The following is a 17,488-nucleotide window of genomic DNA, read 5'->3' as shown; positions in this document are numbered from 1 at the left end:
GCGGGTCAATTCTTTGCTCAAATGTAACTAGGGCCGGCGCAAGCCGGCCTTTTTTCTCCCTGCGCGAACCGCATCCCCGCCCACGCGGGGCCATTTACATTTTTCCACACGCCGGTTTGACACCGCCACCGCCCCCTCTTACGGTAGAACCGTACGCTGATCAGTGTCCACACTCACTCGCGGCAAGGCATTCGGCAGCCACGGATCCCGCGCCGCAACGACTTAGAAGAGGACAACCATGAACAACGATATTGTTGCAGGCAAGTGGAAGCAATTGACGGGCAAGGCCAAGGCGGCCTGGGGCGAGCTGACCGACGACGAGCTCACTCGCACCGAAGGCAACGCCGAACGGCTGGCCGGCCTGATCCAGGAACGTTACGGCAAGACCAAGGAACAGGCCCAGCGGGAGGTGCGCGAGTTCTTCGATCGCAATCCCTGACTGACTGCTTCGCGAACCAAGGAGAAACATCATGCTGCACTACGCGGTCGTGTTTTTCGTCATCGCCATCATTGCAGCCGTGCTGGGCTTCGGCGGCATCGCCGCCGGGGCGGCCGGCATCGCCAAGATCCTGTTCTTCGTGTTCCTGGTGCTGGCGCTGCTGTCCATCCTGGGCGGCGTCTTCAGGAAATGACGGGCTGCGCCAATCCCCGCTCCTGATCCTGGGCTTCATCGATAAAGGAGAATAACCATGCAAGTTCGCAAACTGTTCGTTGCCACCCTCATCGGCGCCACCGCCGCCATCGGTTCGCTGGCCCACGCCGCGGGTGAAGACAAGCCCAAGCAGTCCGTGGGCGAGTACGCCTCCGATGCCACGGTAACCACCAAGGTCAAGGCTGCCTTCGTCGCCGACAAGTCCCTGAGCGCGCTGGACATCGCCGTCGAAACGAACAACGGCGTGGTGACACTGACCGGCACGGTCGGCACCGCCACCGAGGCGGATCAAGCGGCGACCGTGGCGCGCGACGTCGAGGGAGTCAAGCAGGTCATGAACAACATCAAGGTCGACCCGGCCAAGGCCGCAAAATAAGTCATGACGCGGGGCCGCCGGGTGGTCCGGCGCGCCGTACGTGTACAGCCTTCGGGTTCGCCCCGAAGGCTTTTTTTGGTGCCTGTCCCGGTAGGGACAGGCGCCCGTGCATCGGGACGGAACCGGCACCTGCCGCGTCCGCCGCGGCCTAGCGCGGCAGGCGGATCTCGCCGCGTCCGATCTCGATCACGCCGCCGCCCACCTGGATGGCGCCGGCCTCATCCACGTCCAGCCGCAGCCGGCACGGCCGGCGCACCAGGTCTCCCTGCTCGACCAGGATATGGGCAGGCATGGGCGCGCCGCGCGCCAGCAGCCAGCCGCCCAGGTTGGCGCAGGCCGAACCGGTGCCGGGGTCTTCCGCCACCCCGCCGCCGGTGCGCGCATGGAAATAACGCGCGTGCACGACCTGCCGCGCGTCCGCCGCGGTCCGCGGGCCGAACGCAAATACATACGCAGTCTTGCGGCCCAGGCTGCTGGCCGGCCAGCGCGCCGCCCAGGCGCCGTCGGGCGCGGCGCTCATCACCGCCTCCGGCGTCCTGAGCGGCACCAGCAGCTGGTCGGAACCGGTGTCCACCCATAGCGGCTCGTCATGCAGATCCGCAGGGTCCAGGCCCAGCAGGCCGGCGATCTCGTCCGCGGCCAAAGCCGCACGCGCCGTCCTGGGCATGCCGGACGACGGCGCCGTGAAAGTCCACGCGCCTTCGCGCTCGCGCACCGTGACGACGCCGGCCGCAAAGCCCAGGCGCACCGACGCCCCCAGCCCCAGGAGGTCGCTGACCACTCGGGCCGTGCCCAGGGCGGGATGGCCCGCGAAGCGCATCTCGGCGTCGGGGGTGAAGACCCGTACCCGCGCGTCGGCGCCATCGCCGCCGGGCAGGATGAAGGTGGTCTCGGACAGATTGAACTGCAGGGCCAGGGCCTGCATCTCTTCGTCGCGCAGCCCGCGCGCGTCCTCGAACACGCACAGCGGGTTGCCGCCGAAACAGGATTCGGCGAATACATTGAGCAGGCGGAAAGCGTAGGACGTCATGGCGGACGGACCCAGGCGCGGTCGGCGCCCGAAAGAGGTGGCGGGATCGCCACCATACCGCGCCGCGCGGACCAGCGCTACCAGATAGCGAAGAACAGCACCCAGGAAAGGCAGAACGGCGCCAGCCCCGCCGCCGCGACCAGCCAGGCCAGCCCGCGCCGCGCGACACCGCCCGGACGGCGCGCCAGCAGGCGCCACACCAGGCGCAACGACCACAGCACGGCAAGCGTCAACAAGGTAAAGCGCACGGGGTTGGCCCAGCCGGTGCCTACCCCTTCGTGCCGCAACAGGGTCAGCGTGGTGGCGGACAGGCCGAGAAACACGCCGATTCCGGCACAGGGAATCAACCCCTGCGCCAGCTTGTGCACACCGGCCAGCCGGCCCGTGCGCGCGGCCAGCGGCGCGACGCGGTCGGCCAGCCACAATGCGGCGAATGCCGGCAAGCCCACGGCCAGGGTCGCCCCGGCCACGAACAGCAGGATGCCCGCGCCGTCCAGCCAGGAGAAACTGTCGTTGACATCCGGGTAGTGCGTCAGCACGAACCAGGGCGCATTGTCCAGCAGCGGCCAGATGATGTCGTGCTCGACCAGCCACGTGGCCACCCACTGCTTGACGGTCACATACCAGGGGCTGGCGCTCCACAGGAAGGCTCCCACCGCCACGCCCATCAGCCCGAAGCAGATCAGCGCGGTCTGCCAGCCGTCGCCGTCGGCGACCTCCACGATCTCGGCCTCGGGAGAGCGCGGCGTCAGGGCAATCGCCCCGCGATAACCGCTACATCGGCCACAGACGTGGCAATCGCCGGCGCCCTTCATGTGGCGCAGCGGCACCAGCGGCGCACAGTTGACCGCCTCGATGCGAATGACCGGGTGGCGCCATTTTTCCTCGTCCACCTTGAAATGCCAGGGCGCCAGCTTGGCCAGCAAGGTAAAGACGCCGTTGACCGGACACAGGTACTTGCACCAGACGCGCTTGCTGCGGCCATAGCGCCAGCCGACGATCATCGCCGCCACGGTCGAGCCGCCCAGCACCGCCAGCGCCGCCAGCGGGTACTGATAGACACTGACCAACTGGCCATAGATCGTCGTCAGGGCAAAGGCCACGAACGGCCAGCCGCCCCAGCGCATCCAGCGCGGGATGGCCCTGCCCTGGCCTCGCTCGCTGGCCCACTCGCTGAGCATGCCCTCGGGACAGAACCAGCCGCACCAGGCGCGGCCCAACAGCGGCATGGAAACCAGGACGAACGGCCACCACACGCCCCAGAATGCGAATTGCGCCAGCACGGTCAGGTTGTCGAACACCGATGCGGCGTTGTCCGGCAAGGGCAGGAACGCGGGCACGACCAACAGGAACGCATACACAGCGACGATGCCCCATTGCAGCTTGCGCAGCAAAGGGGCATGGTCGCGAAGCCCGTCGGCAAGGCGGGAGGTTGCCCGCCCGAGTACAGATGCCATGTCAAACCTTCATGTCGTGGCGCGCGGCACCTGGGTATCCTCAGGCGGCCGAGCGCGCCGAAACCGCCGCCGCGCCATCGGCGCGGCGCAGCAGCAGCCACACCACCAGCCAATAGGCCAGCCACAGCAAGACCGAGATCAATGCCGGATAGGCGCGATAGCCGGCGAAATCGGCCAGGATCTTGCCCACCCCGCTGCTGTCGTCGAGCAGCCATGAGCTGTCCCAGACCGGATCGATGAGCGTGGGCAGCACATCCAGCGAAATCAGGTGATCCAGGCCGCCCACCAGCAGGGAGCCGGCCAGCAGGAGCAGCAGGATTTCGGTAACGCGGAAGAAGCGCCGCCAGGTAATCAGCTTGCCGCCCAGTTGCAGCAGCCAGAACGTCAGCAGTGCGATCAGGAAGCCCGCCGCGCCGGCCAGCACCAGCATCGCGGCGTCCCCCGCCTGGCCGGCCGCGGCGGCCACGGTGCCGTACAGGAACACCACCGTCTCGCTGCCTTCGCGCGCCACGGCGATCATGACCAGCACCAGCAGGCCCCACCAGTTGTCGCGCTCGATGGAAGCGCGCGCCCCGCCTTCGAGCTCGCGCTTGAGCGTGCGGCCGTGGCGCTTCATCCAGATCACCATCTGGACCACCAGCGCGCAAGCCACCAGCGACATGCCGGCCTGGAACCATTCCTGGCCTTCGTCGCTCAACCACGACGAGACGCCCAGCAGCACCAGCGCCAGCAGGACCGCCAGCGCCAGGCCCGCCGCCACGCCGCCCCACAGGTAGGGCATGCCGCGCCGCCCGGCGGGCGTGGCCCGCAGCCAGGCGTAGAGAATGCCCACCACCAGCAGGGCCTCGACGCTTTCGCGCCATACGATGAAAAGTACTTGTTCCATATCCGACCCGGTGGCTCAGTCCTTGGGCTTGACGACCAGCGTGCCCTTCACGTCCTGGTGGAAGTCATCGAAAAAGGGATACTCGCCCGGGCGCGAGATGGTGATGACGACGAACGACTTCACGCCCGGACCCAGCACCTTCTCCTTGCGCAGCGGAATGCTTTCGAATTCCACCGGCTCATTGCTGGCGTTGATCAGTTCGATCTTGAAGCGCCCAGCCGGCACCTCCAGGCGGGCCGGCTCGAACGTGCCGTCGGGCTGGAACGTCAGGGTGAACGTAGGCAGGTCGGCGGCGCGCGCCGCCAGGGGCGCGCCCAGCCCCAACGCCATGGCCAGCAAGGCCGCCACCGGTGCGCGCACGATCAGTACCCGCCCTTCTTGCCGGTGCCGGCGAAGACGAATTCATACTCGAGATCGAACGGCTCGAACCACGGGCCCACGCCGGTTTCCTTGTCGATATGGCGGCCGAAGTGGTTCATCTTGTCGGAGGTCGGCGGCATGATGGTGTACTTCAGCTTGTACTTGCCGGGGCCGTCCAGCTTGACGTTGTCGCCATAATGCGGACCGTCGTTGGCCACCATGGGCATGAAGGTGCCCTTCTGGACCTTGTCGCTGCCGACCTTCTGCACTTCGTACTTGACCACCAGGTAAGGCACCCACTCGCCTTCCGGAAAGCCCGTGGCGTTGCCGGCGGTGGCGTGGATGTCGGCTTCCAGGTGGACGTCGGAGTCCTTGGCGGCGCGCATCATGCCGGGGGGATCCATCTCGATGGGCTGCAGATAGACCGCGCCGATTTCCATGCCGCCCTTCTCGGCCGGCTTGCCGATCGGATACTCGGCCGCGAACGCTGCGCCAGGCAGGCTCAGGGCAAGCGCAAGTAGCAAGGCTTTCTTCATCATGTACGAGTCCTCTTAACTGAAAAAACGGCTCGAAGAAACACAAACAAGAACCGTTTTCATTAATGTAATTCGGTTCGGCTTACAGCTCCCTTAAGCCGACCCCAATTTCAGGACCCGTACGAAAAAGGGGCGCCCGCAGGCGCCCCTTTTTCTCCAGCCAGCTTCGCGGCGCTACTTGCCGCGCCCGCCTTGCGGGCCATCGCCGCCCGGCGGCGTGAACGGGAAATTCGAGAACATCGCCCGGGTCTGATCCTGCATCTGGTCCTGCATCTGGACGAACAGGTTCTTGCTCTGGTCGATGTAGTTGTTCATCATCTTCTGCAGCATCGGCGTCTGCACGTTCATGAACTGCGTCCAGGCCTCGGGCCCGAACTGGCTGCCGTACAGCCCCTTGGACTGCTCGGCCATGCGCTGCTGGATTTCCATGAACGCCTGGATGTTCTTTTCCAGGTAGGAACCCATGATGCCCTGCATGGCGTGGCCATAGAAGCGGATGATCTGCGCCAGCATGTTGGACGAGAACATGGGCATGCCGCCGCTTTCCTCTTCGAGGATGATCTGCAGCAGGATACTGCGCGTGAGATCCTCTCCGCTCTTGGCATCGACGACCTGGAAGTTCTCGTTGGCCAGCACCAGCTGCTTGACATCGGCTAGCGTGATGTAGGTGCTGGTTTGCGTGTCGTACAGCCGGCGGTTGGGATACTTCTTGATCAGGCGCAGGGCGGCGCCATTTTGTGCTTGCGTCATGTCTGTCCCCGAGATCGGGAGATCTCTTTAACTTTCAACCATTTTACGTGTAATACCGGGTGTCCGCTTCCCCCCGGACCCCGGCCCCCTCCGAATACGGCGTCAACCCATGTGCAGGCCGCCATTGAGCGAGAAATCCGCGCCCGTGGCAAAACCCGATTCGTCCGACGCCAACCAGGACGTCATGGACGCGATTTCCTCGGGCGTGCCCAGCCGGCGCACCGGAATCGTCGCGACGATTTTCTCCAGCACGTCGGGACGGATTGCCCGCACCATGTCGGTCCCGATGTAGCCCGGCGAAATGGTGTTGACGGTAATGCCCTTGCTGGCGACCTCCTGGGCCAGGGCCATGGTGAAACCATGGATGCCCGCCTTGGCGGTCGAGTAGTTGGTCTGGCCGAACTGCCCTTTCTGGCCGTTGACCGAGCTGATGTTGACGATGCGCCCCCATTGGCGCTCCACCATCCCGTCGAGCACCTGCTTGGTCACGTTGAACAGGCTGTTCAGGTTGGTGTCGATCACCGCGCGCCAATCGTCGACCGACATCTTGCGGAACAGGCCGTCGCGCGTGATGCCGGCGTTGTTGACCAGCACGTCGACCTGGCCCAATTCGGCCGTGACGCGCTCGAAAGCCTCGACGGTGGAGTCCCAGTCGGACACGTTGCCCACCGATGCATAGAACGTATAACCCTGGGCCGCCTGTTCGTCGAGCCACTGCTGATAGTTGCGGCTGGGACCGCACCCCGCCACCACCCGGAAGCCGTCCTTGGCCAACCGCTGGCAGATCGCGGTACCGATACCGCCCATGCCGCCCGTCACATATGCCAATTTTCCGCTCATTTGACTTCCTCCTGTTTTCACGGCGAACGCCCGCCAAGAATGCCGGCCCTCCGGCCCACGCGCGTACTCAGACCGCTCGTACTTTCACATAACGCCCCGGCGCCGGCTCGATCGGCCGGAACCGTTTGCTGCCCGGCTGCGCGGGCGCGGCGACCTGCTTGCCGCCATGCCCCGCCAGCCAGGCAGTCCAGTCGGGCCACCAGCTGCCCGCTTGCTCGACCGCGCCGGCCAGCCAGGCGTTGGGATCGCCAGGCAGGTCGTGGGACACCGCGCCGGCCGATTCGTTAACCCAAAAGCTGCGCCGTTGCTTGGCCGGCGGATTGATCACCCCGGCAATATGGCCGGAAGCGCCCAGCACGAAACGCATCGGGCCGCGCAGCAACTGCGTCGATGCGTAGGCCGACGGCCAGGGCACGATATGGTCCTCGCGCGAGCCGTACAGATAGGCGGGCATGTCGAGCCGGGTGAGATCCAGCGGCACGCCCGCGGCCTGCGCCCGTCCGGGCACCTTGAGGTTGTTCTCGAGATACGTGTTGCGGAAGTACCAGGCAAAGAACGGCCCCGGCAGGTTGGTACTGTCGGCGTTCCAGAACAGCAGGTCGAACGCGGGCGGCGTCCTGCCCTTCAGGTAATTGGAGACGACGTAGTTCCACACCAATTCGTTAGGGCGCAGGAACGAAAACGTGGTGGCCAGATCGCGGGCCGGCATCAGGCCGCGCTGCCCGTACTGGTGGTCGCGCAGCAAGGCATGCGCTTCGTCGACGAACACCTTCAGGATGCCGGTATCGTGGAAATCCAGCAGCGAGGTCAGCAGCGTGAGCGAGGCCACCGGCCGCTCGCCGCGCGCGTGGGCCAGCGCCAGCGCCGAGGCCAGCATGGTGCCGCCGACGCAGAAGCCCAGCGCGTTGACCTGGGGCTGGCCGCTGATGTCGCTGGCCACCGCCAGCGCCTTGAGCACCGCGTCGTCCAGGTATTCGCTCCAGGTGGCGGTATCCACGCCATCGGCATCGGTCGCCAGCGGATTGCGCCACGAGATGATGAACACCGTATGGCCTTGCTCCACCGCATATCGGACAAAGGAGTTCTCGGGCTGCAGGTCGAGGATGTAGTACTTGTTGATGTTCGGCGGCACGATCACCAGCGGCCGCTCACGGACCTTGGCGGTCTGCGGCGCGTACTGGATGAGCTGCATCAGGCTGTTCTCGAACACCACATGGCCAGGCGTGGTGGCCACGTTGCGGCCGATTTCGAACTGTGTCTCGTCCGTTTGGCTGATGCGTCCGCGCTGGATGTCGCCCAGCAGGTTGGCCATGCCTTCCTGCAAGGTGCGGCCGGCGCTTTCGACGATGGCGCGCTGCGCATCCGGGTTGAAGGCCAGGAAGTTGGCGGGCGACATGGCATCGACCCACTGCATGACCGAGAACCGCAAACGGTTGCGCATGGGTTCGCTGACCTGCGCCGCGTCGACCAGGCGCGTCATTGCGCGGGCCGACAACAGATAGGCATGCGCCATGAGCAGGCGCTGGCGGTCGTCCAGCCAGGCCGCGCCGGCGAAACGCTTGTCGGCCGGGGCGCCCAGTACGCCGCGCTTGGCCTCGTCACACAGGCGCAGCCATTCGCGGGAGAAATCGGCCTGGATTTCTGCCAGAGCGTCCGGTGCCACGCTCACCGGGACGGGCCATGCAGCGGAAAAATGGGCGTTCACTTCGACACCTTGTTATCGGAACTGCGCGAATTGATGGTGCATGTCGCCATTTTTACTGTCAATGCGGGTATACCTAGGAGCCATCCCGCAAGCATACCGAAGTCGCATTACCGGGCGTCGAGCCAGGCCAGCAAAGCCATCCGGCCGGTTTCCCGGTCGCGCCGATACGAAAAAAAGCGGGAATCCTGCACCGTGCACAAACCGCACGATTGCGCCTGCACGCCGGCGCGCCGCAAGCGCAGCAACGCCAGCCCGGGCAGGTCGGCCAGCCATTTGCCGGGCAGGCCCGGACGCGGCGCGAACAGGGCCGCGGCCTCGGGGCCGTCGGCCGCGAAGGCTTGCAGCACATCGGCCCCTACCTCGAACGCCGCCGGCCCGATGCCGGGCCCGATCCAGGCGCGCCAGCCGCGCGCGCCCGGCGCCTTGGCCTGCATGGCACCCAGGGTGTTTTCCAGCACGCCGCCGGCAAGGCCGCGCCAGCCAGCATGCGCCGCGCCAAGCACGGTGCCGTCCTGGTCGGCGATGACCACCGGCAGACAGTCGGCGACCATGATGGCCAGCACGCGGCCGGACCTGGCCGTGACGCTGGCGTCGGCGGCCGGTTCATGCGGCGGGCCGGCGTCGGCGTCGACCACTTCGTGGCCGTGCACCTGGCGCAGCCACAAGGGCTCGGCCGGCACCGCGGCGCGTACCCGGCGGCGGTTCTCCGCCACCGTTTCGGGACGATCGCCGGCGCGCAGCCCCAGGTTGAGGGTGTCGTGCGGCGCGACGCCCGCCCCGCCGGCGCGCGTGGTGCAGAAGTAGTTCACGCCTGGCCATCGCGGACCCGTGATGACAGGCAGATCGTGTATCAGGCGTTCCATGCCAAGGTTTCCTGGACGTCGGACATATCGGCGGGCACGCCGGCCTCGAAGCTGACTTCGCCCGCGCCGCCCGGATCGTCGAAATGCAGGGCGCGCGCGTGCAGCATCTGGCGCGTGGCGCCGGCCAGCGGCTTGCCGCCGTACAGCGTGTCGGCCAGCAGGGGATGCCCCAGGCTGGCCAGGTGCACGCGGATCTGGTGGGTGCGGCCGGTTTCCAGCCGGCACAGCACTTCGGTCACCCGGGCGCCGCCTTCGGCGCAGCCTAGCCGTCGCGGGTCGAAATGCGTGATCGCCGGCTTGGGCGCGATGGGCCGCTCGACGCTCATCCGTACCGGAACCCGCGCATCGCGGCCGATGGGGCGGTCCACGGTGCCGGCCGCGCCCAGCCAGCCGTGCGCCAGCGCAATGTACTGGCGGCCCATGGTGCGCGCCTGCAACTGGCGCACCAGATGGGTCTGGGCCCGTTCGTTGCGCGCCACCACCATCAGGCCGGACGTGTCCTTGTCGAGCCGGTGCACGATGCCGGCGCGCGCCACGCGCGCCAGTTCGGGAAAACGGTGCAGCAGGCCGTTGAGCAGCGTACCGCTCCAGTTGCCCGCACCGGGATGCGTCACCAGCCCCGCCGGCTTTTCCACCACGATCCAGTCGGGGCTTTCGGCCACCACGCCGAACGCCACCGGCTCGGGCGCGAAGGCCCGGCTTTCGGGGGCCGGCTGCTCCCAGACCGACAGGACGTCGCCGGGGCCGACCGCCTGGCGCACCTTGGCCTGGGCGCCGTTTACCAAAACGTAACCGGCCTCGATCCAGCCCTGCAGCCGGCTGCGCGAATGCCCGGGCAGCAGCCCCGCCAGCACCTTGTCCAGGCGGTCTGCCGGGGTATCCGGCGGCACCGTGAGCAGCAGCGGTTCGTCGTCGGAAAGCAGGTCTACACTGGCGGCTGTATCAGACATGAAGACAAATCATATAATCAGCCTGCCATGCTAACACCAAGGATAGGACTCACGTGACTCACCGTCCCGCTGCACTCTCGAAGCCCGCCTCCCGCCGCGGGGTGGCCCTGCGCGCGGCGATCGCGCTGTCAACCATTCTGATCGTGGCCGGCTGCGGCTCGTCCAGCACCAAATACGACAAGACCGCGGGCTGGAGCGCCGAACAGCTTTACGCCGACGCCAAGCAGGAAGTCGCGGCGGGCAACTGGACCGACGCGCGGGAGCGCCTGACCGCCATCGAAAGCCGCTACCCGTTCGGCACGTACGCCCAGCAGGCCCTGATCGAACTGGCCTACGTCAACTGGAAAGACGGCGAAAACGAGCAGGCGCTGGCCGCCATCGACCGCTTCCAGCAGCTCTACCCCAACCATCCGGGCACGGACTACGTGCTGTACCTGAAGGGGCTGGTCAACTTCACGCCGGCCAGCGCCTTCATGAGCAACCTGACCGGCCAGGACCCCGCCGAGCGCGACCCCAAGGGCCTGCGCGCGTCCTACGATGCGTTCAACGAGCTGGTGCAGCGCTTCCCCAACAGCAAGTACACCCCCGACGCGCAAAAACGCATGACCTGGCTGGTCAACGCCATCGCCATGAACGAAGTCCACGTGGCGCGCTACTACTACGAGCGAGGCGCCTACGTGGCCGCCGCCAACCGGGCGCAGACCGTGATCACCGATTTCGAGGGGGCCCCCGCCTCGGAAGAAGCGCTCTACATCATGGTGGAGTCGTACGACAAGCTGGGAATGACAGAACTGAAGGGCGACGCCGAGCGCGTGCTCGACCAGAACTACCCCAACAGCAAGTTCAAGACGCAAGGCCTGTCGGCGGACAAGAGCTGGTGGAACCCGTTCTCGTGGCGCTGACGCCGCCCGAGCCGTCCATGGAAAACCCGGCCCCAGGCCGGGTTTTCCATTTGCGCGGCCGTTACGGTTGCGCCCCGCCCATGCGGGCGTAGAAAGCCAGCGCCTCGTTCATGTCGCGCGTGCGGGCAAAGGGAGGCAGGCCGCGCCACAGGCGCTTGCCATAGGGCTTCTCGACCAGGCGGGCATCGCCCACCATGAGCACGCCCCAATCGGTTTCGGTGCGGATCAGGCGACCGGCGCCCTGCTTGAGCGAAATGGCGGCCTCGGGCAGCTGGTATTCGGCAAACGGATTGCCGCCGCGCAGCCGACAGGCGCGCAGGCGGGCTTCGATGACCGGGTCGTCGGGCGGCGCGAACGGCAGCTTGTCGATCGCCACCAGCGTCAGCACATCGCCCGGCAGGTCGATGCCCTCCCAGAAACTGGCGCTGCCGACCAGCACCGGATGCTCCAGCCTGCAAAAGCGTTCCAGCAGGTCGCGGCGGGTTGCCTCGCCCTGGCGCAGCAGCGGCCAGTCGTGTCCCGCGTCCGCGAAGGCGTCGGCCAGCAACTGCGCCACCTTGTCGACCGCGCGCAGCGTCGTGCACAACACCAGCGCGCCGCCCGGGCTGGCCTCCAGCAAGGGCAGCAGATTCTCGACGAAGCGCTCGACGAAGCGCGGCGACTGCGGTTCGGGCATGTCGCGCGGCACGAACAGCAGGCCCTGCGCGGGATAGTCGAAGGGCGATTCCCAGCGTCCGGTGCGGGCATCCTCCAAGCCAAGCTGTTGCGTGAAATGACCGAAATCACCATAAACCGATAGCGTTGCCGACGTCAGAATCCACGCCTGGCCGGGCTTGCGATAGCGCGAAAAGGCCTGCGCCACCGACAAGGGCGCCGCATGCAGGCGCACATGATGCTGGCCATGCTCGACCCAGCGCACCGCCGGCCCGCTCCAGCTGGCGGCGGCCGCGGCCTCGGCCAGCAGCGCCTCGGACGGCGCCGCCACCGCGACGGCCTGGTCGTCGCGGCCCCAGCCCTCGTCGTGCTGCGCGGCCTGGGCCGCGTGGCGCGGCGGCGTGGCCCAACGCGACAGGCGCACCGAAATGTCGGCGCCCGCGCGGGCGGCGGCGGCCAGGTCCGGATGCTTTTCCGCCACGCCGCTCAACGCCCGCACCGCGGCGTCGAGCACCTCGCGCAGGCTGGCCAGCGCGGCGTCGAATTCGTCCGGATCCGGCATGGCCTCGAAGGTCGCCTTGCGGCCGGGCAGGCGCTCCAGCGGCGCGCAGGCCAGCCGCAGCTCGCGCGCGGCGGTTTCGACCTGCCGGCCGACGTCGCTCCATTTGGCGGCTTCGCGCGCATAGGCCAGGCCGGCCGCCTCCAGCGTGCGGGCGAAGTCCAGCAATTGGTGGGTCGACACGCTGCTGCCCAGGAACCGGGTCGCGGTGTCGGGCAATTGGTGCGCCTCGTCGAAAATCACCGTATCCACTTCGGGCAGCAGGTCTGTCACACCCTCTTCGCGCAGCACCAGGTCGGCCATGAACAGCGCGTGGTTCACGACCACCACGTCGGCCTCCTGCGCCTGGCGGCGCGCCTTGACCACGAAGCAGTCGCGGATGCGCGGGCACTCCTGGCCCAGGCAGTTCTCGCGCGTGGAGGTCACGCGTTGCCAGATGTCGGCATCCTCGGGCACCTGCGCCAGATCGGCGCGATCGCCGGTCTTGCTGATGCCCGCAAACACCTGGATCTGGCGCAGCTGCCCGATCTCGGCGCGCGACTTCAAGGCGCGGTCGTCGCCCTGCAGGCGGTCCAGATGGTAGTGGCAGACATAATTGCCGCGCCCCTTGAGCAGCGCGGCCGTCACCGGCGCGGCCAGCGCCTGCCGCACCTTGGGCAGGTCGCGCGCGAACAGCTGGTCCTGCAGGGTACGCGTGCCGGTCGAAATCAGCACCTTGCCGCCTTGCGCGAAGGCGGGCACCAGGTAGGCCCAGGTCTTGCCGATGCCGGTGCCGGCCTCGGCCACCAGGGTGGCGCGCGCCGCGATGGCGCTGTCTATGGCCTGCGCCAGCTCGACCTGCGACTGCCGCGGCCGGTAGCCCGGCATGGCGCGCGCCAGCGGGCCGTCGTCCGCGAAGAATTCCGAAATGTCGAGGTCCAGCATTGATGAAGCCATGCGCTAAAGTGGCTGACATAATAGCGCCTCCGGCCCACGCGGCCGGCCGGCCGGCGCAGGCCGGCGTGACATAAGCGCGCCACCCGCCATATCTGGTAACAGTGGCTTGTGGCACAATCCGCCCCTTGTTTTCCCTTTGCCGTCGTATCGAGATGTCTGAAACCTCCGCTACCACGAACGCCGCACCGGGCGTCGATCACGCCCGGATCATTGCCCAACTTGCCACCGAGATCGGCGCCCGCGCCTCCCAGGTCGCCTCGGCCGTGGAGCTGCTGGACGACGGCGCCACCGTGCCGTTCATTGCCCGCTACCGCAAGGAAGCCACCGGCGGCCTGGACGACGGCGCCCTGCGCACCCTGGAGGTGCGCCTGGGCTACCTGCGCGAACTCGAAGAGCGCCGCGGCACGATCCTGGAATCCATCGCGCAGCAGGGCAAGTTGACGCCCGAGCTGCAGCAGGAAATCGCCACGGCCGATACCAAGCAGCGTCTGGAAGACCTGTACGCGCCCTACAAGCCCAAGCGCCGCACGCGCGCCCAGATCGCCCGCGAGGCCGGCCTCGAGCCGCTGGCCGACGCCATCCTGGCCGACCCGGCCTGCGATCCCGCGGCGCTGGCGGCGCAGTACCTCAACCCGGAAGCCTCTATCAACGACGCCAAGGCGGCCCTCGACGGCGCGCGCGACATCCTGGCCGAGCGCTATGCCGAGAACGCCGACCTGCTGGCCGACATGCGCGAGCACCTGTGGGGCACCGGCCTGCTCTATTCGAAAATGGTGGAAGGCAAGGAAACCGACGGCGCGAACTTCCGCGACTGGTTCGATTTCAACGAGCCGCTGCGCACGCTGCCTTCGCACCGCATCCTGGCGCTGATGCGCGGCCGCCAGCAAGGCGTGCTGGAATTGCGCGTGGGCCTGGAAGCCGACCTCGAGGCCGAGACGCCCCACCCCTGCGTGGCGCGCATCGCCTCGTTCCTCAAGCTGGGCAATGGCCTGTTCGCCCTGGATGCCGCGCCGCGCGCGCGCTGGCTGGGCGAGGTGTGCCGCTGGACCTGGCGCGTCAAGCTGCTGACGGCGTTCGAAAGCGAACTGTTCGGCCGCCTGCGCGAAAGCGCCGAAGCCGAGGCCATCCGCGTGTTCGCCGCCAACCTGAAGGATTTGCTGCTGGCCGCGCCGGCGGGCCCCAAGACGGTGCTGGGGCTGGACCCCGGTATCCGCACCGGATGCAAGGTGGCGGTGATCGACCGCACCGGCAAGGTCGTCGATACGGCCACGGTCTACCCGTTCGAGCCGCGCCGCGACCGCGAAGGCACCATCAAGACGCTGGCGGCCCTGGCGGCGCGCCACAAGGTCGAGCTCATCGCCATCGGCAACGGCACCGCCTCGCGCGAATCCGAAAAGCTGGTCGGCGACATGATGGCCCGCTTTCCCGACCTCGCGTTGACCCGCGTGGTGGTCTCCGAAGCCGGCGCCTCGGTGTACTCGGCCTCGGAAACGGCCGCGCTCGAATTCCCCGACCTGGACGTCACGCTGCGCGGCGCCGTCTCGATCGCCCGCCGCCTGCAGGACCCTCTGGCCGAACTGGTCAAGATCGATCCCAAGGCGATCGGCGTGGGCCAGTACCAGCACGATGTCAACCAGCGCGAGCTGGCCCGTTCGCTGGACGCGGTGGTCGAAGACTGCGTGAACGCCGTGGGCGTGGACGTCAATACCGCCTCGGCGGCGCTGCTGGCGCGCGTCTCGGGGTTGAACACGCTGCTGGCGAAGAACATCGTGGCCTGGCGCGACGAGAACGGCGCCTTCCCCACCCGCGACATGCTGCGCAAGGTGCCGCGCTTCGGCGAGAAGGCTTTCGAGCAGGCCGCCGGATTCCTGCGCATTCCCAACGGCGACAACCCGCTTGATGCCTCGGCGGTGCACCCGGAGGCCTATCCCGTCGTGGAGCGCATCGTCGCCCGCATCAAGGCCGACGTACGCCACATCATCGGCCAGCGCGAGGCGCTCAAGGGCGTGTCGCCGAGCGACTTCACCGACGAGCGCTTCGGGCTGCCCACGGTGCGCGACATCTTCGCCGAACTGGAAAAGCCCGGCCGCGACCCGCGCCCGGAGTTCAAGACCGCGCAGTTCAAGGAAGGCGTCGAAACCCTCAACGACCTGTTCCCCGGCATGGTGCTCGAAGGCGTGGTGACCAACGTCGCCAATTTCGGCGCCTTCGTGGACATCGGCGTGCACCAGGACGGACTGGTCCATATTTCGGCGCTGGCCGAGAAGTTCGTCAAGGATCCGCGCGACGTCGTGCGCGTGGGCCAGACCGTGACCGTCAAGGTGCTCGAGGTCGACGTGGCGCGCAAGCGCGTTGCCCTGACCATGCGCCTGAACGATGCCGCCGAGCCGGCCCGCCGCGGCAACGGCGCGGGCTCGGGCCCGGCGCGCGGCGCCGATCGGGGCGCGCGCCGTCCGCAGGCCGACAGCGGCCGCGGCGCGCCGGCCAACAGCGCCATGGCCGACGCCTTCGCAAAACTCAAGCGCTGATCACGACACAGGCGCCGCCCCATCGCCGGGTGCGGCGCCTGCGTCCTTGCCCTGCTGCCCAGGCGTGCCGGCTGGCCGGCACGCCCGAGCCGATCCTAACCGGCAGCCAATTGGGCCAGGGCCTCGCGGGCCTTGGCCAGCAAGGCATCGCGCGCGCCGGCATCGGCGGCCCGCGGGCCGTACGCCACTTCCTTGCCATCCAGCCAGGCCGCATACGAAACGGCATCGTGGCCGCGCAAGGCCTGCTCGGGCGCCTCGTCCTGCAGGCGGCGCATCAGTGCGCCGGCTTCCTTGGGATTGGCAAACGGCACCGAGCACAGCAACTCTTCCCCATCGGCGGCAAGCAGCCGGAAACGGAAACTGCCATCGTCGTCGCGGAAGCTGACGAAACGCGCGCCCTTGGCGGCCTTGCGGGGCGGCTGGGCGGCTTTGGCCGCAGCAGGCTGCAAGGCGCCCAGGCCCACCGCATCGCGCAGCGTGCGGACCAGCGGCTGCGCCAGCTTGCGCGCCTTGGCGGCGCCGGCCTGCAGGATGTCCTCGATCAGGCCGGGGTTGGAAACCAGTTCGACATAGCGCTCGCGCATCGGCGCCAGATCGCGCTCCAGCCGTTCGTACAAGGCCTGCTTGGCGTCGCCCCAGCCCATGCCCTCCTCGAGCTGGCGGCGAAACGCCGCGGACTCCTGCTGCGTGGCGAAGGCGCGGTACAGCATGTACAGGTGCGAGGCCTCCGCGTCCTTGGGTTCGCCCGGCAGGCGCGAATCGGTCACGATGCGCTGCGTGGCGTTGCGCAGGCCCGCAGCGCCGCCCTCGAACAGCGGAATGGTGTTGTTGTAGCTCTTGGACATCTTGCGGCCGTCCAGGCCCGGCAAGGTCGCGACCTCCTCGGCGATCACCACCTCGGGAAGGACGAAGAACTCGTTGCCGTACAGGTGGTTGAAACGCTGCGCGATGTCGCGCGCCATCTCCAGGTGCTGGACCTGGTCGCGCCCGACCGGCACCTGGTTGGCGTTGAACAGCAGGATGTCGGCGGCCATCAGGACCGGATACGAGAACAGCCCCATGGTCACGCCGTCATCCGGCTCGACGCCCTTGGCGGCGTTCTGGTCCACCGACGCCTTGTAGGCGTGCGCGCGGTTCATCAGGCCCTTGGGGGTCACGCAGGTCAGCAGCCAGCACAGCTCGGGGATTTCCGGGATGTCCGACTGGCGATAGAACGTGACGCGTTCGGGGTCCAGCCCCGCGGCCAGCCAGGTCGCGGCGAGTTCCAGCCGCGAACGCGCCACCCGCGCCGGATCGTCGCACTTGATCAGCGCGTGATAGTCGGCCAGGAAGAAGAACGCGTCCACGCCCGGCTGGGTGCTGGCCTGGATGGCGGGGCGGATCGCGCCCGCGTAATTGCCCAGGTGCGGCGTGCCGGTGGTGGTGATGCCGGTGAGGACTCGGGTATTCATGGAGGACTGCTAGGCTGTGGATCGAAGGGCACAGTTTACCGTGCCCCCGGCGA

At 67.7% G+C, this 17,488-nt stretch carries 17 protein-coding genes; 5 read left to right on the top strand and 12 right to left on the bottom strand.

The annotated features are described in order from the left end of the window. Window positions 1-238: 238 nt before the first annotated feature. Genes CAL11_RS06805 through CAL11_RS06795 form a run of 3 tightly spaced genes read left to right on the top strand, consistent with a single transcriptional unit; the run spans window position 239 to window position 1,028 of the window. A complete protein-coding gene (locus CAL11_RS06805) occupies window positions 239-439 on the top strand; it encodes a CsbD family protein (RefSeq protein WP_003813568.1) in 201 nt (66 codons plus the stop codon). Window positions 440-470: 31 nt separating this feature from the next. Then, window positions 471-632 (top strand): DUF1328 domain-containing protein, encoded by a 162-nt coding sequence (locus CAL11_RS06800; protein WP_003813570.1) that lies wholly within the window; start codon window positions 471-473, stop codon window positions 630-632. 57 nt (window positions 633-689) lie between these two features. Further along, on the top strand, window positions 690-1,028 hold the full coding sequence (locus CAL11_RS06795) for a BON domain-containing protein (protein ID WP_003813572.1): 339 nt from the start codon (window positions 690-692) through the stop codon (window positions 1,026-1,028). Window positions 1,029-1,176: 148 nt separating this feature from the next. On the opposite strand, the gene CAL11_RS06790 is transcribed toward CAL11_RS06795, so the two are convergent. The 10 genes from CAL11_RS06790 to CAL11_RS06745 all read right to left on the bottom strand — a co-directional run bounded on the left by CAL11_RS06790 (window position 1,177) and on the right by CAL11_RS06745 (window position 10,405). After that, complete coding sequence (locus CAL11_RS06790; RefSeq protein ID WP_086092483.1) at window positions 1,177-2,058, bottom strand: PhzF family phenazine biosynthesis protein; 882 nt, start codon at window positions 2,056-2,058, stop codon at window positions 1,177-1,179. 77 nt (window positions 2,059-2,135) lie between these two features. After that, complete coding sequence (locus tag CAL11_RS06785) at window positions 2,136-3,515, bottom strand: 4Fe-4S binding protein (protein WP_086092482.1); 1,380 nt, start codon at window positions 3,513-3,515, stop codon at window positions 2,136-2,138. Between the two features lie 40 nt (window positions 3,516-3,555). Beyond that, a complete protein-coding gene (locus CAL11_RS06780; RefSeq protein ID WP_086092481.1) occupies window positions 3,556-4,401 on the bottom strand; it encodes an FTR1 family iron permease in 846 nt (281 codons plus the stop codon). Between the two features lie 15 nt (window positions 4,402-4,416). After that, the gene (locus tag CAL11_RS06775) at window positions 4,417-4,761 is read right to left on the bottom strand and encodes a cupredoxin domain-containing protein (protein WP_080699623.1); all 345 of its coding nucleotides are present in this window, start codon (window positions 4,759-4,761) and stop codon (window positions 4,417-4,419) included. 2 nt (window positions 4,762-4,763) lie between these two features. Then, window positions 4,764-5,300: an iron transporter gene (locus CAL11_RS06770; RefSeq protein WP_003813582.1), complete on the bottom strand. Its 537-nt coding sequence runs from the start codon at window positions 5,298-5,300 to the stop codon at window positions 4,764-4,766. Window positions 5,301-5,471: 171 nt separating this feature from the next. Next, complete coding sequence (phaR, locus tag CAL11_RS06765) at window positions 5,472-6,047, bottom strand: polyhydroxyalkanoate synthesis repressor PhaR (protein ID WP_033460072.1); 576 nt, start codon at window positions 6,045-6,047, stop codon at window positions 5,472-5,474. A 102-nt stretch (window positions 6,048-6,149) separates the two neighbouring features. Beyond that, window positions 6,150-6,887 carry an acetoacetyl-CoA reductase gene (phbB, locus tag CAL11_RS06760; RefSeq protein WP_033460074.1) on the bottom strand — a complete coding sequence of 246 codons (738 nt, stop codon included), beginning with the start codon at window positions 6,885-6,887 and terminating at the stop codon, window positions 6,150-6,152. 67 nt (window positions 6,888-6,954) lie between these two features. After that, window positions 6,955-8,592: a PHA/PHB synthase family protein gene (locus tag CAL11_RS06755; protein ID WP_033460075.1), complete on the bottom strand. Its 1,638-nt coding sequence runs from the start codon at window positions 8,590-8,592 to the stop codon at window positions 6,955-6,957. A 107-nt stretch (window positions 8,593-8,699) separates the two neighbouring features. Further along, window positions 8,700-9,455, bottom strand: coding sequence for a peptidoglycan editing factor PgeF (gene pgeF, locus CAL11_RS06750; protein ID WP_086092480.1), 756 nt, complete (start codon window positions 9,453-9,455; stop codon window positions 8,700-8,702). After that, window positions 9,443-10,405: an RluA family pseudouridine synthase gene (locus tag CAL11_RS06745; protein ID WP_086092479.1), complete on the bottom strand. Its 963-nt coding sequence runs from the start codon at window positions 10,403-10,405 to the stop codon at window positions 9,443-9,445. The genes pgeF and CAL11_RS06745 overlap by 13 nt, the downstream gene beginning before the upstream one ends. A gap of 101 nt (window positions 10,406-10,506) precedes the next feature. On the opposite strand from CAL11_RS06745, the gene CAL11_RS06740 reads away from it, so the two are divergent. Beyond that, the gene (locus CAL11_RS06740; RefSeq protein WP_003813594.1) at window positions 10,507-11,307 is read left to right on the top strand and encodes an outer membrane protein assembly factor BamD; all 801 of its coding nucleotides are present in this window, start codon (window positions 10,507-10,509) and stop codon (window positions 11,305-11,307) included. Window positions 11,308-11,368: 61 nt separating this feature from the next. Here the strand turns inward: CAL11_RS06740 and CAL11_RS06735 are convergent, their stop codons facing one another. Continuing rightward, window positions 11,369-13,444, bottom strand: a complete 2,076-nt coding sequence (locus tag CAL11_RS06735) for an ATP-dependent DNA helicase (protein ID WP_033460081.1) — start codon at window positions 13,442-13,444, stop codon at window positions 11,369-11,371. Between the two features lie 164 nt (window positions 13,445-13,608). On the opposite strand from CAL11_RS06735, the gene tex reads away from it, so the two are divergent. Continuing rightward, window positions 13,609-15,984 (top strand): RNA-binding transcriptional accessory protein Tex, encoded by a 2,376-nt coding sequence (gene tex, locus CAL11_RS06730; RefSeq protein WP_086092478.1) that lies wholly within the window; start codon window positions 13,609-13,611, stop codon window positions 15,982-15,984. Between the two features lie 95 nt (window positions 15,985-16,079). Here tex and CAL11_RS06725 read toward each other — a convergent pair whose 3' ends face one another. Further along, window positions 16,080-17,435, bottom strand: coding sequence for a tryptophan--tRNA ligase (locus CAL11_RS06725; protein WP_086092477.1), 1,356 nt, complete (start codon window positions 17,433-17,435; stop codon window positions 16,080-16,082). Between the last annotated feature and the right edge of the window lie 53 nt (window positions 17,436-17,488).

Origin of the sequence: Bordetella genomosp. 6 (assembly GCF_002119705.1) — a bacterium.
Classification (GTDB): domain Bacteria; phylum Pseudomonadota; class Gammaproteobacteria; order Burkholderiales; family Burkholderiaceae_B; genus Bordetella; species Bordetella bronchiseptica_F.
The sequence above is the reverse complement of the archived record's forward strand: the minus strand, read 5'-3'. Positions and strand labels throughout refer to the sequence as shown.